An 18,345-nucleotide genomic window follows, 5' to 3' on the forward strand; every position below is an offset into this window, starting at 1 on the left:
ACTGATTTCTTTAAAAGAAGGAGCGAACTGACTTCCAGAGGTTCAAAACACTGATTCTGCGAGGGATTAACCAGACAGGGCTCAGCAGAATGCGCCCATTTTTAAGTCAAATAATGACCAAGCGTAAACAAAACATTCCACCTGAAGCCACAAAATCCCACACTCTACCTGATAAAAATCGTCACGCAAACTAATTAACACGGAAAGGCCCTTTTCGCCAATACGCGCCCGTTTTTTATAAAGGCGCTCAAATTATAACCAGAGCGATTAAGCAGATTACCCCCAGCAGATTTGCGGTTTTATCAGCGTCAGGATTACAATAACGTCAGCAATTATAGTGGGGAGTAAATATCATGCACGAAAATACATCGGCAATTAGTCGCGAAGCTTTACTGGTCGAAGCGAATAAGGTTATCCGTGAGCACGAAGATTACATGCATGGAATGCTGGCGACAGAGGTTGAGCAGAAAGGCAATGTGCTGGTTTTCCGCGGGGAGTTTTTCATGGATGAAGACGGTTTACCGACCAGAAAAACCACTGCGGTATTTAATATGTTTAAACACCTGGCTCATCTTTTTTCAGAAAAATACCATCTCGAAGATTGAGATAAAACAATCGCTAATAAAGGTATACACAACCGGTAAACGGCGGGGCTTAATCCGCAGGATTAAAAAGGGACATTCGTCCCTTTTTATTTTATGCCTTGCGAAAAAAATAGATTACAGCAGCGGTTTCTGACTGCGTTGTAACCAGCGCAGGAACAGGCGATCAGCACTCTCTGCCGCGCTGCCGGTGAAACGGTCCATCATGCGTTTACGACGGCTGTAACGCACCGCAATCACTTCATGATTTTTCATTTCTGCAATCAGTAAATCATCACTGGTACCAATAGCATCAATCAGGCCATTTTCACGCGCCTGGGTACCAAACCAGTGCTCACCGGTGGCTACCGCATCAATGTCCAGCGACGGCCGGTTCTGATGAACAAACTCTTTAAACAGCACATGCGTTTCATTCAGATCTTCACGGAACTTTTCACGACCTTCTTCGGTATTTTCACCCAGCAACGTCAGGGTACGTTTAAACTCGCCCGCCGTGTGCAACTCAATATCAATGTCATTTCGTTTGAGCAAACGGTTAAAGTTTGGGATCTGCGCCACCACGCCGATCGAACCGATGATGGCAAACGGCGCGGCGACAATCCTGTCCGCCACACAGGCCATCATGTAACCGCCACTGGCTGCGACTTTATCTACCGCAACCGTCAGACGAATACCACTCTGACGCAGACGCACAAGTTGTGATGCCGCCAGGCCGTAACCGTGCACCACACCGCCCGGGCTTTCGAGGCGCAACAACACTTCGTCTTCCGGGGTTGCAACGGCCAGCACCGCCGAGATTTCTTCCCGCAGTGAGGTGACTTCGTGGGCATCCATACTGCCTTTGAAATCGAGTACATACAGGCAAGGTTTGCTTTTCGAACTGCCGGTTTTGGCTTGCAGTTTTTTCTGTTTTGCTTCCGCTTTATCCTTTTTCTTCAGTTCCTTGCTGCGAATTTTAAGTTCGGCAGGGTTCATGCGCGCACTGCGCATTTCACGTTGCATTTCGCGATACTGTTCACCTAAATCGACCAGGTGTAACTCACCTTTGCCGTGAGATTTACGCTGACGGAGGCCGACAAACAACACGACCAGCGCGCCGATGGCGATCACAACGGTCACAACTTTGGCCAAAAATAGCCCATAAAGAGAAAGTAAATCCACACATACCGCCTTTTCAACGTGGTAATAAAACCGTGGTAAGAAAGATGTTAAACATTCTAAACAATCGCCGCACTGACGTCTTGTTCGAAGATGACATCATGACTCAGACGTAAAACAGAGTGCGTCTGTGTTCCAATTTTGTTACAAAAGAGCTGCCCGCTTTTCGGTTAATCATTGAAACTCATGCCCATTTGAGGCATATAAGCGGTGATTGCACCCGAAAAAGCTAAAATTTTCACCAAAATGCCGGACTCTGGTTGAGCGCAATATCTCCCGTTTCCGCCATTTTTGATATGAAGAGCGCCTGATGTGATGACGTCATTTACCGCCACATCGCCGCCCCCCTTAAGAGGACTGACCGTGCATTATCATCCTAAATCCGATTTGCTCAATAACCGTATCATTCTGGTCACTGGCGCCGGCGACGGCATCGGCCGTGAAGCCGCACTGACGTATGCCCGTTTCGGCGCGCAGGTGATTTTACTGGGCCGTACTGAGAGTAAACTGGCCAGTGTGCAGCAGGAAATTGCCGCACGTAATCTGCGACCGGCTTTCATTTATGCACTGGATTTACAGACCGCCAGTCAGCAGGACTGCCAGCGCGTCGCAGATCAAATCGCTGCATGGGTGCCGCATCTGGACGGCGTTTTGCACAACGCCGGATTGCTGACTGACATCACGCCAATGGCTGAGATTAAGTTGCAGGACTGGATGAACGTCATGCAGGTCAATGTGAACGCCACGTTTATGCTGACCCAGTCGTTACTGCCGCTGATGCTGAAATCTGCCAGTTCTTCGCTGGTGTTCACCACGTCCAGCGTCGGACGCGAAGGCCGCAGCGGCTGGGGTGCTTACGCCGTGTCAAAATTCGCCACCGAAGGTATGATGCAGGTGCTGGCCGAAGAACATAAGCATACCGGCCTGCGCGTCAACTGCATCAATCCTGGCGGCACACGCACCAGCATGCGCGCCTCCGCGTTCCCCGATGAAAACAAAGATAAACTCAAGACACCGGCTGATATTATGCCGCTGTATCTGTATCTGATGGGCGATGACAGCCGCCGTAAAACAGGTATCAGTTTTGATGCCCAGCCAGGGCGCAAAGCCGGTCCGGCAGAATAAATAATCACGGAGTCTCTGATGACTGAAGATCGCCATAAACAGCGCCAGCAAAAGCTGAAAGAACAGGTTGATGCGCGCATTGACGCCGCCAAAGAACAGCGCGGAATACTGATTGTATTTACCGGTAACGGTAAGGGCAAAACCACGGCGGCATTTGGCACGGTGACCCGCGCTGTCGGCCATGGCATGCGCGCGGCAGTGATCCAGTTTATTAAAGGTGAATGGCCTAACGGCGAGAAAAATCTGCTCGAGCCTCATGGCGTGGAATTTCAGGTGATGGCGACCGGTTTTACCTGGGAAACGCAGAATAAAGAAACGGATACCGAAGCCTGCCAGGCTGTCTGGCAGCACGGTAAACGGATGCTGGCTGATGCATCATTAGATCTCGTGGTGCTTGATGAACTGACGTATATGGTCAGTTTTGGCTATCTGGATTTGCAGGACGTGGTGGATGCGCTGAAAGCCCGTCCCGCGCACCAGACCGTGATTATCACCGGGCGCGGCTGCCATCGTGATCTGCTGGAAATGGCCGATACCGTCAGCGAACTCCGTCCGGTGAAACATGCGTTTGACGCCGGAATTATGGCGCAGCAGGGCATTGACTGGTAACGCCCTGCTTTTACTTTTAAAGCGCTATCTGACACTCCGCCAGCGTCGCCATTTCGTTATGGACAGCACAGGCAGCATCAATCAGCGGTAACGCCAGCGCCGCGCCGCTGCCCTCGCCCAGTCGTAAATTCAGATCGAAATACGGTTGCAGGCCCAGCGCTTCAAGCGCCAGCGTTGCGCCCTGCTCTGCTGAAATATGCGAAGGGATAAGATAGGGTTTCAGCGCAGGTGCTAACTGACACGCTGCCAGCGCCGACGCGTAAGAAAGGAAGCCATCCAGCACCAGCGGAATACCCGCCGCCGCCGCGCCAATCATCGCACCCGCCATGGCTACCAGTTCGAATCCCCCGACTTTTGCCATCACATCCAGTGCATCTGACGGATCCGGCTGATTTACCGCAATGGCTTTTTCGACCACGCTGATTTTATGCGCCAGTCTGTCCGGCGGAAGATTCGCACCCAGCCCGACGGTTTGCGCTGGCGCAGCGCCGGTCAGCACCGCCACCATCGCCGCCGCTGGCGTGGTGTTTGCCATCCCGAGCTCACCGACAGCCAGCAGGGATAAACCGTTTTCAGCTTTCGCGATCACCCGTTCCGCACACCAGATCAGTAAAGATTCCGCCTGTTCGCGCGTCATCGCCGGGCCGGTGGCAATATTGCCGGTTCCCTGCGCAACTTTGTGATTCAGCGTACCGGGAATATCCGGCCCAATGATTCCGCAGTCAATCAGCGTCACCTGCGCCCCGGCTACCCGAGCCAGCACAGAAACCCCGGCTTTGCCCTGCACGATGTTCACCGCCTGAATCGCCGTTACCTCCTGCGGGGAGGGTGTGACGCCTTCCTGCCACACGCCATGATCGGCCGCGATCACCAGCACTTCTTTGCTCGGAAAATGCAAAGGCTGATCACCCCGGATGGATGACAGCTGAATCGCCAGTTGTTCCAGGCGGCCAAGACTGCCTAAAGGTTTTACCAGACTGTCGAGCCGCGCAGCAGCCGTTTGTGCGGCCTGTGCATCGGGTTCAGCAATCTGACGGATAATATTGGCCAGAGAAGCCATCGGGTTGTCCTTACCAGTTTAAAAGTTAAATACCGCTGTCATTAAAACGCTGAATGACACAAGCGCCGGGGCTGAGATCAATTTCACACAGGCAGCCTTGCTTAAATGGAAAACGCCACATGTCAGCCGGTGCCAGTTTCAGCATCATCGCCAGCAGCAGGCTGAGTGAACCCTGATGCGCGACTATTGCCAGCCTGCTTTCCTGCGGACGCAAATGCAACTGCTGCAACGCCTGCCGGATACGCTGAGTGAAATCTGTAAATGACTCACCTTGCGGTACGTCGGCCTTTTGCCAGTCCTGACACCAGGCCTGATAGCCTTCTGCCTGCGAGGCTTCGAGTTCTTTGTGATGACGCATTTCCCACTCGCCAAACCCCATTTCCTGCAACAGCGGCTGAGTTTCCATTGCCAGTTCGCGCCCGTAAGCAATAATGCCCGCCGTATCGCGGCTGCGGCGCATATCCGTGTGAATCAGTGCATCAAGCGAAGTAGAAGCCAGCTGACGCGCCACATGCTGCGCCTGTCGCTCACCCTCGGCGGTCAGCGCAATGTCGCTGCTGCCGCAAAAAACGCCGTTAACGTTAGCCTGAGTTTGTCCGTGCCGTATCAGATACAGTTTCATAATTTTGTCCCTTGTCTCAGTGCCATAACAGGAAAAACAGAAAGACCAGTTCACTCAATTCACATGCCGCGCCCAGCGTATCGCCGGTCTGGCCGCCAATGCGCGTGGCGACAAAACGCCGGAAACCGAGAACAAACAGCAACGTCACCAGTAATGCAAACAGGGAGAATAACCCGCCGATGAGCAGCACCAGCGTTGCCATCAACAGTAATGTGATACCAAAGCGCCCTTCGCTGATCTTACCAATAAACAAATTGCCCATTCCTGACTCGCGGGCATAAGCCTGACGGTACATCATCACCGCCATCATGCTCCGCCCGACAACCGGCGTGACGATAAGAAACACCAGCACCGGCAATCCGTCGGCGTTCATCTGATAAACCAGTGCGGTTCGCAACAGAACAGCCACAATCAGCGCCAGCGCGCCGTTGGTGCCGATCCGGCTGTCGCGCATAATCTCGAGAATACGCTCCCGGCTGCGCACCGAAAATAAACCGTCGCAACTGTCGGCCAGCCCGTCGAGATGTAAACCGCCGGTCAGCATAATATGTGCAATGACAACCGCAATCGCCGCCGGAAGCACACCGATATGCGGCATTAAAATCTGCCACACCAGCGCGGACAGTAAACCGATAACCAGCCCGACCAGCGGAAAACAGACAATGCCGCGTGCATACTCTTTCAGTTCAATGCCATCGCACCAGCGATCCCTGACCGGGATGCGGGTGAGAAACTGCAATGTCGCGAGAAACAGCCGCCATAAAGCCATAATAAACACCCTGTTCTGAGTCGTTTTATTCCGATGTTTTCACCGGTACCGGAATGCCGGATACGATCAGGTAGACATCATCCGCCGCGGCAGCCAGTTGCTGATTCACCCGCCCCGCAATATCACGAAAACGCCGCGCCAGCAGGTTATCCGGCACAATGCCCATCCCCACTTCATTAGTGACAATAATCACTTCAGATTCAGGATGTTGCGCAGCTTCCATCAGTTTCGTGGTTTGCGCAAAAATATGCTGTTCTATTGCGTCAAAATCCATGTGTTCCGGCGGTGTTTCACCGGCCAGATCAAACAGAAGATTGGTAATCAACGTCGTGATGCACTCGATAATAATGGTCGGAAACTGCGCCTGATGCGCGAGTACGACATCCCCCAGATCACGATAGCTTTCAAACGTATGCCAGTGAGCCGGACGTTGTTGCTGGTGATAACGGATGCGATCCGCCATTTCGGCATCAGTAACGACCGAGGTGGCGATATACAGCACTTCGCCGCCACGTTTCTCTGCTATCTGCTCAGCAAAATGGCTTTTACCACTGCGGGCACCTCCGGTGATTAGCATCATAATCAGCTCCTTGCGTTGTATTACTGAAGAGTATTCATGAACAGGGTGGATGCAGAATAATGTTATGCCCTGAATTTTGAGCAAAAAAAAACCGCAGTCACTGACTGCGGTTTATGAGCATAGACGCAAGTGCCTCGCTTGTCAGCGATTAACCCCGTTTTGCCGGGCCGGTAGTGCGGCGCGTCGGTGCAACCTGAGTATGGCGCTTCACAGCACGACGGATCTGGTTGGCTTTTACGCGACGACGATCACGCTCAACCGGCAGTTTGCTGACAGTTTCTTCCGTCATGTCGACCAGTGTGCGCAGATAGTTGATGTCTGGCAGATCCAGCTCTTTATAGCCACCGCGAGGCAGGCCTTTAGGCAGATTCAGATCACCGTAACGCACGCGGATCAGACGGCTTACCTGTACGCCAACAGCTTCCCACAGACGACGAACTTCGCGGTTACGTCCTTCTGTCAGGGTCACGTTGTACCACTGGTTCAAACCTTCACCGCCCTGGAATTTGATCGAGCGGAACGCCGCGGGACCGTCTTCCAGCTGCACGCCACGGCTCAGTTGTTTGATTTTTTCATCATCAACCTGACCGAAAACACGTACGGCATATTCACGCTCAACTTCACGACTCGGGTGCATCAGGCGATTAGCCAGTTCACCGTCGGTGGTGAATAACAGCAGGCCTGACGTGTTAACGTCCAGACGACCTACGGCGATCCAGCGGGAACCGCGCATTTTTGGCAGACGGTCAAAGACGGTCGGACGGCCTTCCGGATCATTGCGTGTACACAACTCGCCTTCAGGCTTGTAGTACGCCAGTACGCGGCAAACGGTGTCCTGAGATTCCATCACTGACAGAACGTGTCCATCAAGACGAATTTTGGTACCGCCGGTGACTTCCACGCGGTCGCCCAGCGTAGAAATTTTACCGTCAACGCTGACGCGGCCAGCCTGGATCATCGCTTCAACTTCACGACGTGAACCATGACCTGCGCGGGCGAGGACTTTTTGCAGTTTTTCGCTTTGACCTTCGGTGCTGTCCAGTGCGTTCTTCGGCTTCTGGTATTTCACTTCTTCTTCGTCACCGTTTTCATCAAACAGTGCTTCAGCTTTAGGTTTGGTTCCGCGAGGTTTCAACGTACGTGGTTTTTCACCGCGTGCATGTTCCGGACGACCCGGTTTGCCGCTGCGTGCTTTTTCTATACGTGAATTGTCGATACGGGATTCAGAACGCGAATCGCTGCGGCCTGCGTCAGAACGTGGTTTGTCTGAACGTGGCTTGTCGCTGCGCGGTTTGTCGCTGCGTGGTTTGTCAGTACGTGGCTTTTCGCCGCGCTTTTCAGCCCGCGACGGTTCCGGACGGCTTTTTGCTGCGCCGGAATTCCTGCCACTTTTTGGCTTGTCACCAGATGGACGTGATGCTTTGGATTTGTCGCTGGTGTGCTTCTGGGAATTATACTTCTCGCTCATTGAGCAGCCTCATTTGTCGCCTTCACAGGCGTCGGGGGGAGCCGGCAGCATGACCTGATTTGTCATCTGCCCGCAAAAATTCAGTTATTGCGTATCATTACAATGACTTAGAAAAAAGTCAGCCTGCCATTATACACATTTATATGCAATTTGTATCCTGCAAAAAACGTTGCAGTCCGGTTATTTTTCAAACAAGCCTCAGAGGAACGGTGTCGGATCGCCCGCGCCTTCACGCACCACTTCGGGCGCAGCCTCTGTCAGATCAACCACCGTGGTAGGCTGCTGACCAATAGACCCGCCGTCAATCACCAGATCCACCACCTTGCCCAAATGATCTTTGATATCTTCCGGATCGGATTCTGCAAAGTCATTGCCCGGCAGCATCAGCGTGGTCGACATCAGCGGCTCGCCCAACGCCTCCAGCAAGGCAATCGCAATCGGATTGGACGGCACGCGCAGGCCGATCGTTTTACGTTTCTCGCTCATCAGACGGCGCGGCACTTCTTTGGTCGCTTTCAGGATGAACGTGTAATTGCCCGGCGTGTTGTTTTTCATCAGGCGGAAAGCCGCGTTATCCACATAGGCGTAAGTCGACAGCTCAGACAAATCACGGCACACCAGGGTGAAGTTATGGTTGCTGTCCAGCTGACGAATCCGGCAAATACGCTCCATGGCGTTTTTCTCTTCCAGACGGCAACCCAGTGCATAACCGGAATCTGTCGGATACACGATAACCTGGCCTTTGCGCAGCAATTCTACGGCCTGATTAATCAGGCGGGGCTGCGGGTTTTCCGGATGAATATAAAAATATTGACTCATTTTTCCCTCTTAATTCTTCTTCTGCGGTCGGGCTTCAGACCGGTTCAATTTCAGGCTGTTTCCCGGCGACCGGCCAGTGTTGCCATACCGGTTCTACGCCTGCGGGAAGCCAAAGTTTGCGCCCCAGCTCAATCCACGAACAAGGCTGATGGAAATCAGATCCCTGTGAGGCGAGCAACTGATAATCACGGGCGTAAGCCGCCAGTTGTGCACGCTCATTGGGTGCCTGCTGACATTGCGCGACTTCCATCGCGTCGCCACCCTGTTCAGCAAAGAACGCCAGTAAGCGTTTCAGCCATTTTGTGGACAGTTCATAACGTCCCGGATGGGCGACAACCGCCTGTCCGCCAGACTGATGAATTGCATCAATCGCTTGTTCTATTGTACACCACTGTGGCGGAACGTAGCCGGTCTTGCCCTTGGCGAGGTATTTTTTGAATACCTGCGCAATGTTGTCAGCCGCGCCGAATTCCACCAGATAACGGGCAAAATGTGCACGGGTGACGGCTCCGCCATCGGCCAGACGTAACGCACCTTCCCACGCGCCTTCGATGCGCGCTTTCGCCAGACGACGGCCCATTTCCTGCGCACGCTGCTGACGCAAATCGGCCTGCACTTTCAGTAATTCCACCATCGCCGGATGCCCCGGGTCGATACCCAGCCCGACAATATGGATCTCATGATTTTCCCACAGCGTAGAAATCTCGACACCGTTTACCAGTTGCAGTGGCAGCTGATTGTCAGCAATCGCCCGCGCTGCCCGCGCCAGCCCTTCCGTGCTGTCGTGATCGGTGATCGCCAGTACGCCGACACGCATTTCTACTGCACGCGCCACCAGCGCTTCCGGTGTTAAATAGCCGTCAGATGCCGTGGTATGGCTGTGGAGATCGTAAAGGGTAAATGCGTTGCGGGTTATCTGGTCGTCTGCTGAAGGCGAAGTGTTTGTTGGTAAAGTCATCGTCACGTGGGGAATTAACCTGTTTCTGAATGCAGCACATATCATAACGCGTTAGTGCGTTGCACGTTAGGGATGATTTCACCCGGCCGTTACGCACTGTTACAGTGCTATAACAACACTGTTTGCACAACGTCGCCGCACCAAAGGGGGAAATTGCGCTAAAAGAGGGTTGACTTTACATCTCTGAACTAGTTTACTAGTACGCAAGTTCACGGAATAGCTCAGCAATGAACACCGTGACAAACCGATTCAGAAAGCTTACGTTTTAAAAACGATAGCTTCATAAACAAACAAGAGTGTCTGATGATGAAAACTTACATGATGGCGGTTCTCAGCTGGTGGCGTACTTCCCCTTGTCGGGCGGAGTAATCACGCATAGCTGTCATCAGACGCTGCAAGATTTCCGAAGCCCGCATAATGCGGGCTTTTTTGTGGCCGTCTAATTTGAAATCCGTTTAATACAAACGTTGAGAAAATTTCAGGAAGCAAAATGACTATTCAGAAACCACGTTTAGAATTGCTGACCGCAGAAGGATGTTACCGCGGCGACCCGACGGCCATTTTCCATCAGTTGTGCGGCGCCCGTCCGGCGACCCTGCTGCTGGAGTCCTCCGAAGTGACCAGCAAAGAAAACCTGAAGAGCCTGTTGATTGTCGACAGCGCCCTGCGCATCACGGCGCTGGGTTCCCGGGTTTCGATTCAGGCACTCACGCCAAACGGCGCGTCATTACTCTCACTGATTGACACCGCGTTACCGGCTGAAATGCGTAACGACGTGCGTCCGAATGGCCGCGAGCTGAGTTTCCCGTCCATCGACCAGATGCAGGATGAAGACGCCCGCCTGCGTTCGCGCTCCGTGTTTGATGCGTTACGCAGCATCCTGACCTCAGTTGAAGCGCCTGCCGATGAGCGCGAAGCGATGTTCCTCGGCGGTCTGTTTGCCTACGATCTGGTCGCCGGTTTTGAAGATTTACCGGCATTAGAGTCTGACCAACGTTGCCCGGATTTCTGCTTCTATCTGGCAGAAACTCTGCTGGTACTCGACCATCAGAACCGTTCATGTCGTTTGCAGGCCAGCCTGTTTACGCCGTCGCCGGAAGAGAAACAGCGTCTGCAAGCCCGCCTTGAACAACTGCAGCACCAGTTACAGCTACCGCCGCACGCCATTCCGCACCAGAGCGTGCCGGAAATGCAACTGAGCGTAAATCAGAGCGATGAAGAGTTTGGTGCCGTGGTAGAGAAGATGAAAGTGGCGATCCGCGCCGGTGAAATTTTCCAGGTGGTGCCTTCACGTCGTTTCTCACTGCCGTGCCCTGCTCCGCTGGCCGCTTATGAAACGCTGAAAAACAACAACCCGAGCCCGTATATGTTCTTCATGCAGGATAACGATTTCACGTTGTTCGGCGCGTCGCCGGAAAGTGCGCTGAAATACGACGCGACAAATCGTCAGATTGAAATCTATCCGATTGCCGGTACACGCCCTCGTGGTCGCCGCGCTGACGGTTCACTGGATTTGGATCTCGACAGCCGCATCGAACTGGAAATGCGGACTGACCATAAAGAGCTGGCCGAACATCTGATGCTGGTGGATTTGGCGCGTAACGATCTGGCACGGATCTGCGAACCGGGCAGCCGTTACGTCGCCGACCTGACCAAAGTTGACCGCTATTCCTTCGTGATGCATCTGGTGTCCCGCGTGGTTGGCACGCTGCGTCATGACCTCGACGTACTGCACGCTTATCAGGCCGTGATGAACATGGGCACACTGACCGGCGCACCGAAAGTGCGCGCCATGCAGCTGATTTCTGCCTCCGAGCAAACCCGTCGCGGAAGCTACGGCGGCGCAGTGGGTTACTTCACCGCTCACGGTGATTTAGATACCTGCATCGTGATCCGCTCCGCCTATGTCGAAGACGGCATCGCCACCGTACAGGCTGGGGGCGGTGTGGTGCTCGATTCCGTTCCGCAAGCCGAAGCCGACGAAACCCGTAATAAAGCCCGTGCAGTGCTGCGTGCCATCGCCACCGCCCATAATGCGAAAGAGGTATTTTAAGATGGCCGATATCTTACTCATCGATAACGTCGATTCCTTTACATACAACCTCGTCGATCAGTTGCGCTCGAGCGGACATAACGTGGTGATTTATCGCAATCAGATCCCGGCTGACGTGATTATCGAAAAACTCAGCCAACTGGAAAAACCGGTGCTGGTGCTTTCTCCGGGACCGGGTACGCCGTCCGAAGCCGGTTGCATGCCTGAGCTGCTCAAACGTCTGCGCGGTCAGTTGCCGATTATCGGTATCTGTCTCGGTCATCAGGCAATTGTGGAAACCTACGGCGGTTTCGTCGGCCAGGCCGGTGAAATCCTGCACGGCAAAGCCTCTTCTATTACGCATGACAACGAAGCGATGTTCGCCGGTATGAACAATCCACTGCCGGTGGCGCGTTATCACTCGCTGGTCGGCAGCCAGATCCCTGAGGGACTGACCGTCAACGCCCGCTACGGCGATATGGTGATGGCAGTACGTCACGAAGAAGATCGCGTCTGCGGTTTCCAGTTCCATCCGGAATCCATTTTAACTTCACAGGGCGCCCGTCTGCTTGAGCAGACACTGGCCTGGGCTTTGGCGTAAGGAGAACTGTCATGCAAACGCAAACTATTCCCGGCATTCTCGACAATCTGTTCCGCGCTCAGACAATGACGCAGGAAGAAAGCCAGCAGCTATTTACCGCCATCGTGAATGGCGAACTGGAACCGGCGCAACTGGCCGGTGCATTAATCAGCATGAAAGTGCGCGGTGAGCAACCGGCTGAAATCGCCGGCGCCGCCAAAGCATTGCTGGCACACGCCGAGCCGTTCCCGCGTCCTGACTATCCGTTTGCGGACATTGTCGGCACCGGCGGCGACGGCACCAACAGCATCAATATTTCCACCGCCAGCGCCTTTGTAGCGGCAGCGTGTGGGGCACGGGTGGCAAAACACGGCAACCGCAGCGTGTCCAGCCGTTCGGGCTCATCGGATTTACTGGCTGCTTTTGGCATCCGTCTGGATATGCCTGCGGAAGAATCCCGGGCCGCGCTGGATGATCTGGGTGTGTGTTTCCTGTTCGCGCCGCAATACCACACCGGTTTCCGCCATGCGATGCCGGTGCGTAAATCGCTGAAAACCCGCACGCTGTTTAACGTGCTCGGGCCGCTGATCAACCCGGCACGTCCTCCGCTGGCACTGATTGGCGTGTACAGCCCCGAACTGGTGCAGCCGATTGCAGAAACATTGCGGGCACTGGGTTATGAGCGTGCTGCGGTGGTTCACGGCGGCGGCATGGATGAAGTGGCGATCCACGCGGCAACGCAGGTTGCGGAGCTGAAAGACGGTCAAATAACCACTTACGAACTGACGCCACAGGACTTCGGTATGGATAATTATCCGCTAGAATCCCTGCTGGGTGGCGAGCCGGAAGAAAACCGTGACATTCTGGCACGCTTATTACAAGGTAAAGGAGATCCGGCCCATGAAGCCGCTGTGGCCGTTAATGTGGCGATGTTACTGCGTCTGTTCGGTCAGGAAGATTTAAAGCAAAATGCACAACAGGCTTTGGCCGTCATGCGCAGCGGTGAACCCTACCAGCGCGTGGTGGCATTGGCAGCAAGAGGATAAGTGATGCAGCAGGAAACCGTGCTCCACAAAATTGTTCGCGATAAAGAAATTTGGGTCGCGGCACGTAAAGATCAGCAACCGCTGGCCAGCTTTCAGAACGACATAACTCAGAGCCAGCGCAGTTTCTACCATGCCCTGCAAGGGGCAAGAACCGCCTTTATTCTGGAGTGCAAACAAGCGTCTCCGTCGAAAGGCAAGATCCGCGATAACTTTGATCCGGTAGAAATCGCCAGCGTTTATAAAGACCATGCTTCCGCCATCTCCGTATTAACGGACGAAAAATACTTCCAGGGCAGTTTTGATTTTCTGCCGCTGGTGAGCAAAACCGTCACGCAGCCTGTGCTGTGCAAAGATTTTATTATCGACCCGTATCAGATCCATCTGGCCCGTTTCTATCAGGCTGATGCGATTTTGCTGATGCTGTCAGTGCTCGATGACGATCAGTACGTTCAGCTCGCCGCGGTTGCTCACAGCCTTAACATGGGCGTGCTGACGGAGGCCAGTAATGAAGAAGAACTGGATCGCGCCGTTAAACTGAAAGCCAAAGTCGTCGGTATCAATAACCGCGATTTGCGCGATTTGTCTATCGACCTGAACCGCACCCGTGAGCTGGCACCGCGCGTACCGCATGGCGTCACGGTCATCAGTGAATCAGGTATTAATACTTACGGACAAATCCGTGAACTGAGCCGCTTCGCCAATGGCTTCCTGATCGGCAGTGCGCTGATGTCGGAACAAGACCTGAGCAGTGCCGTTCGTCGCGTGCTGCTCGGTGAAAACAAGGTCTGTGGCCTGACCCGCGCTCAGGATGCCAAAGCCGCGCACGAAGCTGGTGCTATTTATGGCGGGCTGATTTTTGTTGAAGCCTCACCGCGTTTCGTGACACAGACGCAGGCGAAAGAAGTGCAGAACGGCGCACCGCTGAAGTATGTCGGCGTGTTCCGCGATGAAGAAATCACCACAGTGGCCCAGACGGCTCAGACATTAAACCTGGCCGCCGTGCAGCTTCATGGCGACGAAGATCAGGTTTATATCGATGCCCTGCGCACAGCCTTGCCGCAAACGGTTCAGATCTGGAAAGCGCTGAGCGTCAAAGAAACATTGCCAGCGCGCGACCTGAATCACGTGGATCGTTACGTCCTGGACAACGGCAAAGGGGGCACGGGTCACCGGTTCGACTGGAGCAAACTGGCCGGTCAGGATTTGAGCAACACCTTACTCGCCGGTGGACTGAGCGCAGATAACTGCGTCGAAGCCGCACAACTCGGTTGCGCAGGCCTGGATTTCAACTCAGGTGTTGAAAGCGAGCCGGGCATCAAGGATGCCGGGAAAATTAATGCCGTATTCCAGACATTGCGGGCGTATTAAGCCGCACGCAATGACGCAAAAATTGACAGACAGGACGCGATAACATGACTTTACTTAATCCCTACTTTGGCGAATTTGGCGGCCAGTATGTCCCGCAAATTCTGATGCCTGCGCTGGCTCAGCTGGAAGAAGCTTTTGTCAGCGCACAGCGCGACCCTGAGTTTCAGGCCGAATTCATTGATTTACTGAAAAACTACGCAGGCCGCCCGACCGCCCTGACGTTGTGTAAAAACCTGACCGCAGGCACCAAAACCAAGCTGTACCTTAAGCGTGAAGATTTGCTGCACGGCGGCGCGCACAAAACTAACCAGGTGTTGGGTCAGGCATTACTGGCCAAACGCATGGGCAAAACTGAAATCATCGCCGAAACCGGCGCGGGTCAGCACGGCGTGGCATCGGCACTGGCCTGTGCGCTGCTCGGCCTGAAATGCCGCATTTATATGGGCGCAAAAGACATTGAGCGTCAGTCGCCAAACGTGTTCCGTATGCGTCTGATGGGGGCTGAAGTGATTCCGGTACATAGCGGTTCTTCCACGCTGAAAGATGCCTGTAATGAGGCGCTGCGTGACTGGTCCGGCAGCTATGAAAAAGCCCACTACATGCTGGGCACGGCAGCAGGCCCGCATCCGTATCCGACCATCGTGCGTGAATTCCAGCGTATGATCGGCGAAGAAACCAAAGCGCAGATGCAGGAACGCGAAGGCTGCCTGCCGGATGCGGTGATTGCCTGCGTCGGCGGCGGCTCCAATGCGATCGGTATGTTTGCGGATTTCATCGACGACACCAGCGTGAAGCTGATTGGCGTTGAACCGGGTGGTCTGGGCATTGAAACCGGACAACACGGCGCGCCGCTCAAACACGGTCACGTCGGCATTTACTTCGGCATGAAAGCACCGATGATGCAGACGTCTGAGGGTCAGATTGAAGAATCCTACTCGATTTCAGCCGGTCTGGATTTCCCGTCCGTCGGCCCGCAACACGCTTTTCTCAACAGCATTGGCCGTGCAGAATATGTGTCGATTACCGATGATGAAGCGCTGGATGCCTTTAAAGAATTGTCCCGCCATGAAGGGATTATTCCTGCACTGGAATCCTCTCATGCGCTGGCTTACGCGCTGAAACTGATCAAGGAAACACCAGAGAAAGAACAAATCCTGGTCGTGAATTTGTCAGGTCGCGGCGACAAAGACATTTTCACCGTACACGACATCCTGACTGCCCGGGGAGAGATTTAATGGAACGTTATCAGCAATTATTCAAGCGTCTGGAAAGCAAAAAAGAAGGCGCATTTGTTCCTTTCGTCACGCTGGGCGATCCGGGCGTTGAGCTGTCACTGTCAATCATCGATACGCTGATCGAAGCCGGTGCCGACGCACTGGAACTGGGTGTACCGTTCTCCGATCCTCTGGCCGATGGCCCGACCATTCAGAATGCAAATCTGCGTGCTTTTGCTGCGGGTGTGACGCCAACGCAATGCTTCAACATGCTGGCCCGTATTCGCGAAAAGCATCCGGATATTCCGATTGGCCTGCTGATGTATGCCAACCTGGTGTTCCACAATGGTATTGAAACCTTCTATCAGCGTTGCGCTGAAGTGGGCGTCGATTCGGTGCTGGTTGCCGATGTGCCGTTTGAAGAATCTGCGCCATTCCGTGCGGCCGCGTTACGCCACGGCATCGCTCCTATCTTCATCTGTCCGCCAAATGCCTCTGACGATTTGCTGCGTGAGATTTCGTCTCATGGCCGCGGATACACTTACTTGCTGTCACGTGCAGGCGTGACAGGCACTGAAAAACGCGCGCTGACGCCGCTGAATCACTTGGTTGATAAGTTACGTGAATACAATGCCGCGCCACCCTTGCAGGGCTTTGGTATTTCCGAACCGTCACAGGTGAAAGAAACGCTGGCCGCAGGCGCAGCCGGTGCTATTTCCGGTTCAGCGACGGTGCGTATCATCGAAAACAATCAGCATCAGCCTTCTGAAATGCTGGCTCAGCTTTCCCGCTTTGTCAGTGAAATGAAGGCCGCGACCCGCGCTTAACCCTCTCTCAGACAGAACCTCAGTCATACAGTGACTAAGGTTCTGTTTCTTTTAATTTCTTACTTTTTTTTACCCCGCTTAATTTGTATTACCCATTTCAATAATCCAAACTAAAATTACTCTGCAGATCAATGATACTGTATGAGAGAGATATCATCTGCTCAGCTAACATGTTGTTTCTTTTGGTTTTATAACAAATCATGGAGAGTTATTTTATGAAGCTATTCAAAACATTGTCCGCATTCTGCATGGCAGCGGTTGTGGTCCTGGCTGTTGCCGCTTGTGCGCCGACCAAAAAATCAGAAGGAACCGGTGGTTACATCGATGACACCGTCGTCACCACAAAAGTAAAATCTGCCCTGCTGGCAGATAAGAGCATTAAATCCACTGAGATCAGTGTCGAGACCTTTAAAGGCCGCGTACAGTTGAGTGGTTTTGTGACGTCAACAGCAGATGCAAACCGTGCAGTTGAAGTGACTCGCGGCGTAGCCGGTGTGCGTTCAATTGAGAATGATATGCGACTGAAATAATCAGGAATGTAGCAAACTGAAAATCTAAGAGGCGCCGAAGCGCCTCTTTTTTTGAACTGTCTTTCCGGAAATCAGAAACGATAGCCGGCGCCAAACATAAAGACCCATGGGTCGATCCGGGTGTTGATGTTTTGCTGCTCACCACCAGCTTTGAATTTGACTTCCGTATCAATATCCATCCACCAGACAGACATGTTAATTAACCAGTTATCGTCCAGGTTGTAATCCAGACCAGCCTGCGTTGCCACACCCCAGGAATCTTTGACGCTTAAATCAGACAGCCCGGCATCACGCCCGGTCTGGTTGAAATCCGCGTCATAAAATGTGGTGTAGTTGATACCTACTCCGAGGTACGGACGCAATTTGTCCTGACGGTCACCAAAGTAATACTGCGCCATCAGAGACGGCGGTAATTGTTTCACTTCTGCGATAGTCCCGGTACTTTGCAGACCGACTTTGTGCTGGAACGGTGTGGCTGCCAGCAACTCCATCCCGATATTGTCAGTGAACATGTAACCGAGGGTTAATCCCATCTGCGTGTTGTTATTGATATTAAATGAACCCAGACCCAGCACGTTGTCCGAGCCTTCTGTCGGACGAACTGTGGCTGTCCCTACGCGAAAAATCACATCCCCTGCCTGATGTGCGCTCGAGACTGCCGGAAATGCCGCTGCTGCCACTAATGCCCAATATGCTGCTTTCATTGTCCCTTCCCTTTGTGTGGATTAGTTATCAACCGCGCGAATGATACCTACTCTTTGGTATGGTTTGATCAATGCGGGATCACATCTTTAAAACAAAAAGTAAGAAAATGCATCTTCCGCAAAGCGATCTAAAGCTATAAACACAAAGGAATTGATCTGCATCAAAAATGACGAGATTTTGTTGTTTTGTTAACAGGCGATATTACAGTTGCTAAAAACAAGGGTGCTGCGTAATTTGCATACTCATAGTTAGTTTTGGTTTGGTGCCGTAAGG

18 protein-coding genes, 1 pseudogene and 1 other annotated feature are annotated in these 18,345 nt (G+C 53.2%); of the genes and pseudogenes, 9 read left to right on the forward strand and 10 right to left on the reverse strand.

Annotated elements, in window-relative coordinates; all coding sequences use genetic code 11:
- Positions 1–353: 353 nt before the first annotated feature.
- Complete coding sequence (locus AC1DUO_RS11960; RefSeq protein WP_013575913.1) at positions 354–605, forward strand: YciN family protein; 252 nt, start codon at positions 354–356, stop codon at positions 603–605.
- A gap of 114 nt (positions 606–719) precedes the next feature.
- Here AC1DUO_RS11960 and sohB read toward each other — a convergent pair whose 3' ends face one another.
- Positions 720–1,763, reverse strand: a complete 1,044-nt coding sequence (gene sohB, locus AC1DUO_RS11965; RefSeq protein WP_013575914.1) for a protease SohB — start codon at positions 1,761–1,763, stop codon at positions 720–722.
- A gap of 167 nt (positions 1,764–1,930) precedes the next feature.
- Positions 1,931–2,095, reverse strand: a complete 165-nt coding sequence (locus tag AC1DUO_RS11970; RefSeq protein WP_157962111.1) for a hypothetical protein — start codon at positions 2,093–2,095, stop codon at positions 1,931–1,933.
- A 28-nt stretch (positions 2,096–2,123) separates the two neighbouring features.
- Between AC1DUO_RS11970 and AC1DUO_RS11975 the strand changes: the two genes are divergently transcribed.
- Together AC1DUO_RS11975 and cobO are read left to right on the forward strand one after the other, a co-directional pair.
- Positions 2,124–2,885, forward strand: coding sequence for a YciK family oxidoreductase (locus AC1DUO_RS11975; protein ID WP_015690068.1), 762 nt, complete (start codon positions 2,124–2,126; stop codon positions 2,883–2,885).
- Between the two features lie 18 nt (positions 2,886–2,903).
- Positions 2,904–3,494: a cob(I)yrinic acid a,c-diamide adenosyltransferase gene (gene cobO, locus AC1DUO_RS11980; RefSeq protein WP_013575916.1), complete on the forward strand. Its 591-nt coding sequence runs from the start codon at positions 2,904–2,906 to the stop codon at positions 3,492–3,494.
- Positions 3,495–3,510: 16 nt separating this feature from the next.
- Here cobO and cobT read toward each other — a convergent pair whose 3' ends face one another.
- From cobT to rnm, 7 genes are all read right to left on the reverse strand, one after another.
- Positions 3,511–4,554: a nicotinate-nucleotide--dimethylbenzimidazole phosphoribosyltransferase gene (gene cobT, locus AC1DUO_RS11985; protein ID WP_013575917.1), complete on the reverse strand. Its 1,044-nt coding sequence runs from the start codon at positions 4,552–4,554 to the stop codon at positions 3,511–3,513.
- Between the two features lie 25 nt (positions 4,555–4,579).
- Positions 4,580–5,176, reverse strand: coding sequence for an alpha-ribazole phosphatase (gene cobC / locus AC1DUO_RS11990; RefSeq protein WP_013575918.1), 597 nt, complete (start codon positions 5,174–5,176; stop codon positions 4,580–4,582).
- A gap of 16 nt (positions 5,177–5,192) precedes the next feature.
- Complete coding sequence (gene cobS / locus AC1DUO_RS11995; RefSeq protein ID WP_013575919.1) at positions 5,193–5,945, reverse strand: adenosylcobinamide-GDP ribazoletransferase; 753 nt, start codon at positions 5,943–5,945, stop codon at positions 5,193–5,195.
- Positions 5,946–5,970: 25 nt separating this feature from the next.
- Complete coding sequence (cobU, locus tag AC1DUO_RS12000; RefSeq protein WP_013575920.1) at positions 5,971–6,525, reverse strand: bifunctional adenosylcobinamide kinase/adenosylcobinamide-phosphate guanylyltransferase; 555 nt, start codon at positions 6,523–6,525, stop codon at positions 5,971–5,973.
- Between the two features lie 148 nt (positions 6,526–6,673).
- The gene (gene rluB / locus AC1DUO_RS12005) at positions 6,674–7,594 is read right to left on the reverse strand and encodes a 23S rRNA pseudouridine(2605) synthase RluB (RefSeq protein WP_223509797.1); all 921 of its coding nucleotides are present in this window, start codon (positions 7,592–7,594) and stop codon (positions 6,674–6,676) included.
- A 597-nt stretch (positions 7,595–8,191) separates the two neighbouring features.
- Positions 8,192–8,812 carry an L-threonylcarbamoyladenylate synthase gene (locus tag AC1DUO_RS12010; RefSeq protein WP_013575922.1) on the reverse strand — a complete coding sequence of 207 codons (621 nt, stop codon included), beginning with the start codon at positions 8,810–8,812 and terminating at the stop codon, positions 8,192–8,194.
- Positions 8,813–8,846: 34 nt separating this feature from the next.
- Entirely contained in the window at positions 8,847–9,770 is a 924-nt protein-coding gene (rnm, locus tag AC1DUO_RS12015) for an RNase RNM (protein WP_013575923.1), read from the reverse strand.
- A 330-nt stretch (positions 9,771–10,100) separates the two neighbouring features.
- Positions 10,101–10,203: a sequence feature (Trp leader region), on the forward strand.
- Positions 10,204–10,260: 57 nt separating this feature from the next.
- Between rnm and AC1DUO_RS12020 the strand changes: the two genes are divergently transcribed.
- The 6 genes and pseudogenes from AC1DUO_RS12020 (at position 10,261) to AC1DUO_RS12045 (ending at position 17,367) form a co-directional block, all read left to right on the forward strand.
- Positions 10,261–11,823 (forward strand): anthranilate synthase component 1, encoded by a 1,563-nt coding sequence (locus AC1DUO_RS12020; protein ID WP_013575924.1) that lies wholly within the window; start codon positions 10,261–10,263, stop codon positions 11,821–11,823.
- A 1-nt stretch (position 11,824) separates the two neighbouring features.
- Positions 11,825–13,428: pseudogene (gene trpD, locus AC1DUO_RS12025) on the forward strand (bifunctional anthranilate synthase glutamate amidotransferase component TrpG/anthranilate phosphoribosyltransferase TrpD).
- A gap of 3 nt (positions 13,429–13,431) precedes the next feature.
- Positions 13,432–14,796 (forward strand): bifunctional indole-3-glycerol-phosphate synthase TrpC/phosphoribosylanthranilate isomerase TrpF, encoded by a 1,365-nt coding sequence (gene trpCF, locus AC1DUO_RS12030; protein WP_119261743.1) that lies wholly within the window; start codon positions 13,432–13,434, stop codon positions 14,794–14,796.
- A 44-nt stretch (positions 14,797–14,840) separates the two neighbouring features.
- A complete protein-coding gene (trpB, locus tag AC1DUO_RS12035) occupies positions 14,841–16,031 on the forward strand; it encodes a tryptophan synthase subunit beta (protein WP_013575928.1) in 1,191 nt (396 codons plus the stop codon).
- Positions 16,031–16,837: a tryptophan synthase subunit alpha gene (trpA, locus tag AC1DUO_RS12040; RefSeq protein WP_013575929.1), complete on the forward strand. Its 807-nt coding sequence runs from the start codon at positions 16,031–16,033 to the stop codon at positions 16,835–16,837. The genes trpB and trpA overlap by 1 nt, the downstream gene beginning before the upstream one ends.
- Positions 16,838–17,052: 215 nt before the next feature.
- Positions 17,053–17,367 (forward strand): BON domain-containing protein, encoded by a 315-nt coding sequence (locus AC1DUO_RS12045; RefSeq protein WP_013575930.1) that lies wholly within the window; start codon positions 17,053–17,055, stop codon positions 17,365–17,367.
- Between the two features lie 71 nt (positions 17,368–17,438).
- On the opposite strand, the gene ompW is transcribed toward AC1DUO_RS12045, so the two are convergent.
- The gene (gene ompW, locus AC1DUO_RS12050) at positions 17,439–18,071 is read right to left on the reverse strand and encodes an outer membrane protein OmpW (protein WP_013575931.1); all 633 of its coding nucleotides are present in this window, start codon (positions 18,069–18,071) and stop codon (positions 17,439–17,441) included.
- Positions 18,072–18,345: the final 274 nt, after the last annotated feature.

Source organism: Rahnella sp. P4_A8 (assembly GCF_056402435.1).

Coding starts and splice junctions, on each gene's coding strand:
- AC1DUO_RS11960 (WP_013575913.1), top strand. CDS start 354: ATGCACGAAAATACATCGGCAATTAGTCGCGAAGCTTTACTGGTCGAA.
- cobO (WP_013575916.1), top strand. CDS start 2,904: ATGACTGAAGATCGCCATAAACAGCGCCAGCAAAAGCTGAAAGAACAG.
- cobT (WP_013575917.1), bottom strand. CDS start 4,554: ATGGCTTCTCTGGCCAATATTATCCGTCAGATTGCTGAACCCGATGCA.
- cobC (WP_013575918.1), bottom strand. CDS start 5,176: ATGAAACTGTATCTGATACGGCACGGACAAACTCAGGCTAACGTTAAC.
- cobS (WP_013575919.1), bottom strand. CDS start 5,945: ATGGCTTTATGGCGGCTGTTTCTCGCGACATTGCAGTTTCTCACCCGC.
- cobU (WP_013575920.1), bottom strand. CDS start 6,525: ATGATGCTAATCACCGGAGGTGCCCGCAGTGGTAAAAGCCATTTTGCT.
- AC1DUO_RS12010 (WP_013575922.1), bottom strand. CDS start 8,812: ATGAGTCAATATTTTTATATTCATCCGGAAAACCCGCAGCCCCGCCTG.
- rnm (WP_013575923.1), bottom strand. CDS start 9,770: ATGACTTTACCAACAAACACTTCGCCTTCAGCAGACGACCAGATAACC.
- AC1DUO_RS12020 (WP_013575924.1), top strand. CDS start 10,261: ATGACTATTCAGAAACCACGTTTAGAATTGCTGACCGCAGAAGGATGT.
- trpCF (WP_119261743.1), top strand. CDS start 13,432: ATGCAGCAGGAAACCGTGCTCCACAAAATTGTTCGCGATAAAGAAATT.
- trpB (WP_013575928.1), top strand. CDS start 14,841: ATGACTTTACTTAATCCCTACTTTGGCGAATTTGGCGGCCAGTATGTC.
- trpA (WP_013575929.1), top strand. CDS start 16,031: ATGGAACGTTATCAGCAATTATTCAAGCGTCTGGAAAGCAAAAAAGAA.
- AC1DUO_RS12045 (WP_013575930.1), top strand. CDS start 17,053: ATGAAGCTATTCAAAACATTGTCCGCATTCTGCATGGCAGCGGTTGTG.
- ompW (WP_013575931.1), bottom strand. CDS start 18,071: ATGAAAGCAGCATATTGGGCATTAGTGGCAGCAGCGGCATTTCCGGCA.